The 2,838-nt window shown below is 56.9% G+C and carries 1 protein-coding gene; it reads left to right on the forward strand.

Translation table 11 applies throughout. From position 1 onward, the window contains the following. The first annotated feature begins 1,856 nt into the window (after window positions 1-1,856). Window positions 1,857-2,453, forward strand: a complete 597-nt coding sequence (locus H1B37_RS32540) for a hypothetical protein (protein ID WP_182871440.1) — start codon at window positions 1,857-1,859, stop codon at window positions 2,451-2,453. Window positions 2,454-2,838 lie beyond the last annotated feature (385 nt).

Raw genomic sequence — 2,838 nt, forward strand, 5'->3', positions numbered from 1 at the left:
AGCTCGAAATGGCACCTGATGGTTGCCACTAAATTCCCGGAAGAACCAGTTTTTCAAGTCAAGTGATGGAACACTCACGATATTACACGAAATGAATCACGAGGCGTGCGGTACAACGGACTACAAGTATATTGCGAATCCACACTGGCATTCACCTGATATTGGACCATCCTATGATGATAAAAAGACGCTTTCATCGGATGAAGCGATTGACAACGCGGACAATTATGCTCACTACTACCTTGATCTCTTAAAGGGAAAATGGTGAGATCCCCAGGTTCCGTTGTTGCACCGCGTTTTCGGCTTTCGACTCTCCTGAGTACGGTTGCAGTTGTAGCCGCGATTTGCTGCATCGATGCAATGAGTCGGTCGATGGCACAACAGTTAGTCATGACGATCCCTGCATGCTTAGTATCAGCTGCTGCTGCAAAGCGATTGAAGATTGAACTACTTGGGTTCCTTTTTATCTCCACGTGGCCATTTTTATCAACGATTTTGATCCCATATCGTACAGGGCTGTGGATGCCCGGAAACGCCTGGAGGGGGATCGTTGGCCTTTCCGCGTTGCCGGGTTGGATTATTCCTCTTATCGTCGCAGGAATTGTCTGTAGTTGCGTAAGCTTCGCAGACAAGGCAATGAAGCGATCAAGTAGGAAGGACGAGTTTCCTAAATGCGCGGAAGAAAACGGGACGGGGACGAGCAAAGGGGACGGGGGTTGAATCCCGCAAATCAGCGGCGGACGATTGATGTGATCACAGGACCGAGTCGACTTCCGCCGCAATGGGAGGGCGATTGGTCTTGCCACAAGACCGACCGCGCACCCGGACGCAGGAAAGAACGCGGAACGCACGGCGGGTAGGATGCCCGTCGACTGAAACCCGTCGGTGGCAGGATGTCAGTCGGAGAACGATGGCAGGAAGCGGGAAGAGAGAGGGGGAGACAAGGAGAGGAGGAGACAAGGAGTGGTAGAGTGATGATGGTCGTGGAGTGAAGGAGCGGGCCATCGGTCGGCGACCGGAGTGAGGGAGGGATCGACCGAGCGGAGCCGGCGGTCGACGGAGGTGGTGACAGCGACCGAAGGATGAGGGTAGCGCCGAGCGCGAGCGAGCATCACCGACGCCGAGGGCGGAGCCCGATCAGAACAGTGCGAGGCAGGATGCCGAGCTCGTTATCTAGAAGGGCGAAAGTGACCGCGACGAGCTGTAAGCGACGTAAGCCGGGAACGAGCCGATCGGTAAACCATCAACCGACAGCTTGTCTGTTCGGCCAAAGCCCGCTGCGAATCTCCGACAGGCTCCCTGGCAGTCACGGGCGTGGCGTCCAAACCGCTGGTGTCCAGCCTTTAGGCGCTTCTCCGCGACGCCTTCGGCGCTCGCATGCCAGACAAGGATCGGCTAAAGCCTAGACACCAACGACACCGAATCACCCACTCTCCCCCTACGTTTTTTGGCTCTCGCCGAGCCGGACTGACGCCGTCACCCGTGACCGTCCGGTGGCAGTCCGAGAGAAGGCGAGAGTCAAAAAACCAAGGTGCGATCGTTAACACCAAGTGCGTTGACTTTAACGATTGATACCGAAGCGGTTTTCTACTTTCGCGGCGGTTGGTTGATTCCGTCGCTTGACAGTGAGCGGAAGCTGTCGCGTCATGGAGGGCCGGCCGATCCGTGAGGCGTTGATCCACGTTTCGCCATCGCACCGTCAAGGCTCTCGACCGCCAACGACAGCCGACAGGTGCGCAGCTTTCGCGGACCCGACCGGCAAACCGCCGACACCTCTCCCCGCGCTCTTTACCAGATTCAAAACACCCAGCAAGGGCCGGGCCACCGGTCTGCGCGCACCCAACGGAGCTGACACAATGAACGACGACTTCTTGGATTCAATCCTCGCCGACCCGATCAAAGCCGTCGCCCAATTCTACGCGACCTCTTTGAACACAAGCGATCGTGCGAAGGCTTACGTCATTGACGAACTTCATCTCACCAACGAACAAGCGTCCAAAGAACAAATCGGATTCGCCGATCGAACACTCGGCAAGCAGATCCCGCAGCGGCGCATCAAACGTGGCCGCGAAGTCCGTGACGCACTTGTCGCCGCCGGACTCTACAAATCCAACGGACGTGAAACAATGCGTGGCCGCGTCACGGTTCCGATTCAAGACAACGACGGCAACATCATCGGCATTCGTGGCTACAAGATCGACGCGCACGCCAATGGCCCCGGCGTGATCGTCGTCGGCCAATCCGAAACCCCGATGAGCCGCGCGGCGCTAGCCCCGGTTCCTTCTGCCGACGAACCAACCACGAAACAAACGAAGGACACGAAGGACACGAAGGACACGAAGGACACGAAGGACACGAAGGACACGAAAACGGACGACAGTGACGAACTGATCATCGAAGACAATCAAATCATCTTCATCCGCGACGATCGACGCTATCGCATCCGCGAATGAATCAAATGGGTCAGGCCTCTTTGATGAGCGAGTCGAGCGGTTGACTTGCTTTCGACGCCGTCGTAGGGCGGCGTTTTCTTTTTAGGCGGCGGACGATTGAGGTTATCACAGGACCGAGTCTCTTTCCGCCGCAATGGATGGCCGCGGGGATTTGCCGTTTGATCTGCTGGAGAGCACGAGGCCCGCCACTCTTTCGGCACGTTGCCGCCAGTGTGGCCACGGTCCAATTGGTGTCAGGCGTCGGCCTTCGAGCATGAGAAATGAGCGAAACGCAAAGCGATCGTGGACGTCGCGTCTGAAAACTCGTCACGAGCAAACGATCGCAAGCCGACCGATCGATCCGATCAAGAAAGGTGGCTGCGAAGCTAACCAACAGCCTCCCGGA

Source organism: Stieleria mannarensis, from assembly GCF_014154935.1.
In the GTDB taxonomy this organism is placed as follows: domain Bacteria; phylum Planctomycetota; class Planctomycetia; order Pirellulales; family Pirellulaceae; genus Stieleria; species Stieleria mannarensis.

Coding starts and splice junctions, on each gene's coding strand:
- H1B37_RS32540 (WP_182871440.1), top strand. CDS start 1,857: ATGAACGACGACTTCTTGGATTCAATCCTCGCCGACCCGATCAAAGCC.